Raw genomic sequence first — 6,717 nt, forward strand, 5'->3', positions numbered from 1 at the left:
GGGCGCGCGCGGGGCGCTGATCTTCACGCCGGCGAGCGCCTCGCGCATCGCTTCGGCCGCAGGCTGCATCAGCGCGCTGTGGAACGGCGCCGACACCGGCAGCAGCACGGCGCGCTTGGCGCCCCTCGCCTTCGCGATCGGCAAGGCGCGCTCTATCGCCGCCCTCGTTCCCGAGATCACCACCTGCCCCGGCGCGTTGTCGTTCGCGGCCTGGCAGACCTCGCCTTCCGCCGCTTCCTCGGCGACGGCGCGGGCGGCGTCGAGGTCCAGGCCGAGCAGCGCCGCCATGGCGCCCTCGCCGACCGGGACCGCCTTCTGCATGGCCTCGCCGCGGATCCGGAGCAGACGCGCCGCATCCGGCACTGCAAGGCTGCCGGCGGCCGCGAGCGCGGAATACTCGCCGAGCGAATGACCGGCGACGAACGCCGCGTGTCGCGCGACGTCGAGCCCGGCTTCCGCCTCCAGCACCCTCAGGGTCGCGAGACTGACCGCCATCAGCGCCGGCTGGGCGTTGGCGGTGAGGGTGAGCTTGTCCTCGGGACCTTCGAAGATCGTCGTGGAAAGCGACTCGCCGAGCGCGGCGTCGACCTCTTCGAACACCGCGCGGGCCGATGCGAACGTGTCCGCCAGCGCCCGGCCCATGCCGACCTGCTGGCTTCCCTGGCCCGGAAAGATCAGAGCGATGCTCAAAGCGCGTGTCCCGTGTAATGGAGGCGGCTGCAAAGCAGGCGGGCGCACGGCCTGTCAAGCCGCCCACCGCGGCAGGCGACACGAGCCGCCTTGTCTTGCCGGCCCTGATCCTCTATACGCGCCGCTTCACGTCGTTCGGCTGGGGGCTGAACGGAGGGGCTTGGGCGTCGCCCAGCCAGGATCGCAGGATCCGGCCTCCCGTGTCTCCGCCTTCGAGAAATCGTTCGGGCCTTTACGGGCTCGGAGGGCTTCGCGCCGAGCGACTGACGTCAACTGAACCCGAAGGTCCCGACCACATGCCGCTCTACGAACACGTCTTCCTGGCGCGCCAGGACGTGACGTCGCAGCAGGTCGAGGAGATGACGGCCCAGTACACGCAGGTCCTGACCAGTCAGGGCGGCGAGGTCAAGAAGACCGAGTACTGGGGCGTGAAGCCCCTCGCCTACCGCATCAACAAGAACCGCAAGGCTCATTACACGCTGCTCAACATCGACGCTCCGGCCGCGGCCGTGGCCGAGATGGAGCGCCAGATGGGCATCTCCGAAGACATCCTTCGCTTCATGACCATCAAGGTCGAGGAGCTCGAGGAAGCCCCCTCGGCCATGCTGCAGCGTCGCGACCGCGACGATCGCGATGACCGTCCGGGCGGCGGCCGTGGCGGCCGCGAGGGCGGCGGCTTCCGTCGTGATCGCGAGGACCGCCCGCGTCGCAGCGAATCCGGACAGGAGGCGAACTGATGGCTACCGCGACTTCCGGCGGCCAGCGCCGCCCGTTCTTCCGCCGCCGCAAGACCTGCCCGTTCTCGGGCGCCAATGCGCCGAAGATCGACTACAAGGACGTGCGGCTGCTGCAGCGCTACATCTCCGAGCGCGGCAAGATCGTGCCGTCGCGCATCACGGCGGTGTCCGCCAAGAAGCAGCGCGAGCTCGCGCGCGCCATCAAGCGCGCCCGTTTCCTCGGCCTGCTGCCCTACGTCATCAAGTGATCTTTCGCGGGCGCTGAGCCCGCGGTCCTGTCCCGGTAAATCGCGAGGCTCCGGCTTCGCCCCTCCGGGATCCGCTCTTGCTTCCGCGCGGCCCGCGCGGAAGCCCTCTCCAAGGCGTCGGCTTCGGCCGGCGCCGTTGAGCCCGAAAGGCTCTAACCGCGCCACGCGCGGGACAGCAGGACGACACGCATGCGCGGCTCTCCCCTCTTGATCGGCCTCGGCGCAGGAGCGACCTCCGCGCTGCTCTACGCCGCAGCCGCGTCGGGCTCGCCACTCGCCTTGCTTCTGCTTTACGCGGCCCCGCTGCCGATCCTGATCGCGGCCGCCGGCTGGCGCCATCTCGCAGGCCTCGTCGCCACCGTGTTCGGCGCCGCCTGCCTCGCCGTCGTGGTCGGCCCCAAGACCGCCCTCTACTTCACCATCGCCGTGGGCCTGCCCTCCTGGTGGCTCGCCTATCTGGCTCTGCTCGCCCGCCCCGGCGAAGGGGGCGTCGTGGAGTGGTATCCGCCGGGCCGCCTCGTCCTGTGGTGCGCCGCGATCGGCGCCCTGCTGGTGGCGGCCTCGATTCCGCTCGTGGCGACTTCGCTCGAGGAATATCGGGCTGCGTTGCGGGAGCTGTTCACCAAGGGGTTCGAGGCTCGCAGCGGGACGCCCGGCCTGGTTCCGGAGGCCGACGCCAAGCCTCTCATCGAGCTGATGACCGCGCTCGCGCCGAGCATGGCCGCCGGCTTCTGGACCGCGTCGTCGCTGTTCAACCTGTGGCTCGCGGCCCGGATCGTGCGCGCCTCGGGCCGCCTCGTCCGCCCCTGGCCGGACCTGCGCCGGATCACCTTCCCGAACAAGGCGTTCATCGGCCTCTTCGGCGGGTTCGCGGGCTCCCTGCTGCCCGATCTCGCCGGGCTCGTGGCGGAGCTGTTCGCCGGCACCTTCCTGATGGCCTTCGCGCTGCTGGGCCTGGCGGTGGTCCACGTCGTCACCCAGGCGACGCCGGCGCGCGGCCTCATCCTCGTCGCCGTCTACGGGATGCTCGTGCTGCAGCCCTGGATCCTGCTGTTCCTCGCGGGGCTCGGCGTCGCGGAGCAGATCTTCGGCGTGAGGCGGCGCTTCGGCGGTCCTCCCGGAGGCCCGCCCGCCACGGCCACCGCCAATCTTCCCTGATCACAAACTGAACGACCGAACGGAGACCACCCCAATGCAAGTCATTCTGCTGGAACGCATCGCCAAGCTCGGACAGATGGGCGACGAGGTGCGCGTGAAGGACGGCTACGCCCGCAACTTCCTTCTGCCGAACAAGAAGGCCCTGCGCGCCAACGCCGCCAACCGCAAGCTCTTCGAGAGCCAGCGCGCGCAGCTCGAGGCCCGCAATCTCGAGCTCAAGACGGAAGCCGAGAAGGTCGGCGAGAAGATCGACGGCACGGTGCTGGTGCTGGTGCGCCAGGCCGGCGAAACCGGCCAGCTCTATGGCTCGGTGTCGACCCGTGACATCGCCGAGTCGCTGACGAAGGAAGGCATGTCGGTCTCGCGCAACCAGATCGTGCTCAACGCGCCGATCAAGACCATCGGCATGCACCCGCTGCCGGTGCGCCTGCACCCCGAGGTCGAGGTGACGATCACCGTCAACGTCGCGCGTTCCGAGGCCGAGGCCGAGCGTCAGGCCGCCGGCGAGGATCTGAGCCGTCGCGAGGAAGGTCCTGCGTTCGAGACCTACGATCCGGACGCCGACGAGAACCGCGGCGACCGGGACCGCGAGGACGCCGAAGAGATGGCCGGCGACGAAGCCGAAGGCTGATCGTCTGCCCCTCGTCCCTGCAAAAGCGCCCGGCTCCACGCCGGGCGCTTTTCGTTTACGCAGACCGGCGCGACGATGGACGGCCACGGTCAAGCGATTCGCGCGCCGACCGCCGCCGCCGTTTCAGGACCTGTGGGAATCGGGGGCCGCGCGGGCTTCGGCCGCATCGAGCCGCGCCAGCTCCGCGCGGCCTGTTAAGAGTTCGTCAACTCCGCCGCACCCAAGCCGGACGCCATGGCCCTCGCTGATTCCCTCGCCCGCCGACTGCTCGAGCCGGAGCCCGCCTATCGGCAGGCGCCGAACAACATCGAGGCCGAGCAAGCCCTGCTTGGGGCGGTTCTGGTCAACAACGACGCCTTCTGGCGCGTGTCGGACTTCCTGCAGCCCGACCATTTCTATGAGGGCCTGCACCAGCGCATCTACGAGATCGTCGCCACTCTGGTGCGCGCCGGCAAGGCCGCGACCCCGGTCACGATCAAGACGTTCCTGCCGTCCGACCTCGACCTCGGCGGGCTGAGCGTCGCGCAATACCTCGCGCGGCTGGCGGCGGAGGCGACCACCGTCATCAACGCCGAGGATTACGGGCGCACGATCTACGACCTCGCGTTGCGCCGTTCGCTGATCGGCATCGGCGAGGACGTCGTGAACGTCGCCTACGACGCGCCCGTCGACATGCCTCCCCGGCAGCAGATCGAGGACGCCGAACGCAAGCTGTTCGAACTCGCCGAGAACGGCCGCTACGACGGCGGCTTCCAGACCTTCTCCAATGCGCTCAAGACCGCGGTCGACATGGCCGCCAGCGCCTACAAGCGCGACGGCGGCCTCTCGGGCATCGCGACCGGCCTCGATGACCTGGACCGGCTGATGGGCGGGCTGCAGGCCTCCGACCTCATCGTCCTCGCCGGACGCCCGGGCATGGGCAAGACGTCGCTCGCCACCAACATCGCCTACAACATCGCCAAGGCCTACCAGAGCGAGACCCAGCCGGATGGCCGCGCCAAGACGGTCAATGGCGGCATCGTGGGCTTCTTCTCGCTCGAAATGTCCGCCGAGCAGCTCGCAACCCGAATCATCGCCGAACAGGCCGAGATCTCGTCCTCGAAGATCCGCCGCGGCTCGATCGACGAGCGCGACTTCTTCAAGCTCACCGAAGCCGTCGCCGAGATGCAGCGCTCGCCGCTGTTCATTGACGAGACCGGCGGCCTGTCGATCGCCCAGCTCGCGGCCCGCGCCCGAAGGCTCAAGCGCTCTAAGGGGCTCGACCTTCTGGTGGTCGACTACCTCCAGCTGCTTTCCGGCTCGGCCAAGCGCGGCGAAAACCGCGTGCAGGAGATGACCGAGATCACCACCGGCATGAAGGCGCTCGCCAAGGAGCTGGCGGTGCCGATCATCGCGCTGTCCCAGCTCTCCCGACAGGTGGAGAGCCGCGACGACAAGCGCCCTCAGCTCTCGGACCTGCGCGAATCCGGCTCGATCGAGCAGGACGCCGACGTCGTGCTGTTCGTGTACCGCGAAGAGTATTACGTGAAGAACAAGAAACCGCGCGAAGGCACGCCAGAGTTTGATCAGTGGCTGACGGAAATGGAGAACGTGAGCGGCAAGGCCGAGGTGATCATCGGCAAGCAGAGGCATGGTCCGACAGGGACGGTCGAGCTGCAGTTCGAGGCCGAGTTCACGCGGTTCGGGAATCTCGCGCAGACCGACCATCTTCCGGATCAGATGTGACCGCAGGCTGCGCCGGCGGACGTCTCACGATCGATCTCGGGGCGCTTCAGGACAACTGGCGCACGCTGGCGGCTCTTGCGCCCCACAGCGAATGCGCGGCTGTCGTGAAGGCTGACGCCTACGGGATCGGTCTGCCGCAAGCCGTGGGCGCGCTGACACGGGCTGGCGCCCGAACCTTCTTCGTCGCGCATCTTCACGAAGCGACAGCGGCGCGCGCCGCTGCGCCCGACGCCATGATCTACGTGCTGAACGGCCTGCCGCCGGGAACCGCTGCCGACTACGCGGCCGCCCGCGTGCGGCCGGTGCTCGGCTCGTCCGAAGAGATCGCGGAGTGGTGCGACTTCGCCGCGGAGACCGGGGCGGACGCCTCGGCGGCGATTCACCTCGACACTGGGATGACCCGGCTCGGCCTGTCGGCCGCGGAGGCGCGCGCGATGTTCGCTTCGGGCGGCCCGGGCTTCCGCCCCTCTCTGCTGATGAGCCATCTGGCGTGCGCGGACGAGCCCCATCGGGTGGAGACCGAGCGCCAGCGCGCGCTGTTCGCGGAGCTACGCGCGCTCGCCCCGGACGTCCCCGCAAGCCTGGCGAACTCGGCCGGGACCCTGATGGGCAGAACCACAAACGGCGATCTGGCCTTCGATCTGCGTCGCCCGGGCGTCTCGCTTTACGGCTCGAACCCGATCCACGAAGGGTCCGTCCGCCTGAAGCCCGTGGTGCGTCTCGAGGCCCGCGTCATTCAGCTGCGGCAGGTCCCGGCCGGAACCGCCGTCGGCTATGGCGGCGTCGAGACGACCCGGCGCCCCACAAGGCTGGCGATCCTCTCGGTGGGGTATGCGGACGGAATCTTTCGCGCGGCCGGCGGGGCGGACGACGCCCGCGGCGCCTCGGCCTATGTGGGCGAGATCCCGTGTCCCTATGTCGGCCGCATCTCGATGGACCTGATCGCCATCGACGTCACGGACGTTCCCGAAGGCGCCGTGAAGCGCGGCGACTGGGTCGAGATGCTGGGCGACCATGTGGGCGTCGACGATCTCGCGCGCGCGTCCGGCACCATCGGCTACGAGGTGTTGACGGCCCTCGGCAGGCGTCACGAGCGGCGGTACGCCTGAACCTATGGTCCGCGCCAAACCCGCCTTCGTCTGCCAGTCATGCGGCGCCGTCCATAACCGCTGGTCGGGCAAGTGCGACGCCTGCGGCGCCTGGAACTCGATCGTCCAGGAGGCCGCCTCCGCGCCCCTGCCCGGGGGGTCGGCCTCGCGCGGTCTCGGACGCGGGCGGGTCGTGGTGCTGGAGGGCCTTTCGGGCGCGCCGGACGAGGCGCCGCGCCTCGCCTCGGGCATGGCCGAGCTCGACCGGGTCACCGGCGGCGGCTTCGTGGTCGGCTCGATCCTGCTGCTCGGCGGCGATCCGGGAATCGGAAAGTCCACCCTGCTGTTGCAGGCGAGCGCCGCGCTCGCCAACGCCGGCCACCGGGTCGTGTACGTCTCGGGCGAAGAGGCGGCCGCGCAGGTGCGGCTGCGCGCGCAGC

General features: G+C 69.7%; 8 protein-coding genes. 7 read left to right on the top strand and 1 reads right to left on the bottom strand.

Annotated elements, in window-relative coordinates; translation table 11 throughout:
* On the bottom strand, positions 1–690 hold a 690-nt coding region (locus tag ACIKT0_RS10850), incomplete at its 3' end, for an ACP S-malonyltransferase (RefSeq protein ID WP_407105359.1).
* Positions 691–986: 296 nt separating this feature from the next.
* Between ACIKT0_RS10850 and rpsF the strand changes: the two genes are divergently transcribed.
* The 7 genes from rpsF to ACIKT0_RS10885 all read left to right on the top strand — a co-directional run.
* Complete coding sequence (rpsF, locus tag ACIKT0_RS10855; RefSeq protein ID WP_407105360.1) at positions 987–1,427, top strand: 30S ribosomal protein S6; 441 nt, start codon at positions 987–989, stop codon at positions 1,425–1,427.
* Positions 1,427–1,675 carry a 30S ribosomal protein S18 gene (gene rpsR, locus ACIKT0_RS10860; protein ID WP_183396318.1) on the top strand — a complete coding sequence of 83 codons (249 nt, stop codon included), beginning with the start codon at positions 1,427–1,429 and terminating at the stop codon, positions 1,673–1,675. Before rpsF ends, rpsR begins: the two co-directional genes overlap by 1 nt.
* A gap of 189 nt (positions 1,676–1,864) precedes the next feature.
* Positions 1,865–2,833 carry a DUF2232 domain-containing protein gene (locus ACIKT0_RS10865; RefSeq protein WP_407105361.1) on the top strand — a complete coding sequence of 323 codons (969 nt, stop codon included), beginning with the start codon at positions 1,865–1,867 and terminating at the stop codon, positions 2,831–2,833.
* Positions 2,834–2,867: 34 nt separating this feature from the next.
* Complete coding sequence (gene rplI, locus ACIKT0_RS10870) at positions 2,868–3,464, top strand: 50S ribosomal protein L9 (protein ID WP_407105362.1); 597 nt, start codon at positions 2,868–2,870, stop codon at positions 3,462–3,464.
* Between the two features lie 234 nt (positions 3,465–3,698).
* Positions 3,699–5,189: a replicative DNA helicase gene (locus tag ACIKT0_RS10875; RefSeq protein WP_407105363.1), complete on the top strand. Its 1,491-nt coding sequence runs from the start codon at positions 3,699–3,701 to the stop codon at positions 5,187–5,189.
* Positions 5,186–6,298, top strand: coding sequence for an alanine racemase (gene alr / locus ACIKT0_RS10880; protein ID WP_407105364.1), 1,113 nt, complete (start codon positions 5,186–5,188; stop codon positions 6,296–6,298). The genes ACIKT0_RS10875 and alr overlap by 4 nt, the downstream gene beginning before the upstream one ends.
* Before the next feature lie 4 nt (positions 6,299–6,302).
* Positions 6,303–6,717 (top strand): ATPase domain-containing protein (locus tag ACIKT0_RS10885; protein WP_407105365.1); only part of this gene is annotated, 415 nt, incomplete at its 3' end.

This window comes from Hansschlegelia beijingensis (genome assembly GCF_045505405.1).
Taxonomy (GTDB): domain Bacteria; phylum Pseudomonadota; class Alphaproteobacteria; order Rhizobiales; family Methylopilaceae; genus Methylopila; species Methylopila beijingensis_A.

What these genes read in the sequence shown, in the direction of transcription:
- rpsF (WP_407105360.1), top strand. Translation starts at nt 987, where the DNA reads ATGCCGCTCTACGAACACGTCTTCCTGGCGCGCCAGGACGTGACGTCG.
- rpsR (WP_183396318.1), top strand. Translation starts at nt 1,427, where the DNA reads ATGGCTACCGCGACTTCCGGCGGCCAGCGCCGCCCGTTCTTCCGCCGC.
- ACIKT0_RS10865 (WP_407105361.1), top strand. Translation starts at nt 1,865, where the DNA reads ATGCGCGGCTCTCCCCTCTTGATCGGCCTCGGCGCAGGAGCGACCTCC.
- rplI (WP_407105362.1), top strand. Translation starts at nt 2,868, where the DNA reads ATGCAAGTCATTCTGCTGGAACGCATCGCCAAGCTCGGACAGATGGGC.
- ACIKT0_RS10875 (WP_407105363.1), top strand. Translation starts at nt 3,699, where the DNA reads ATGGCCCTCGCTGATTCCCTCGCCCGCCGACTGCTCGAGCCGGAGCCC.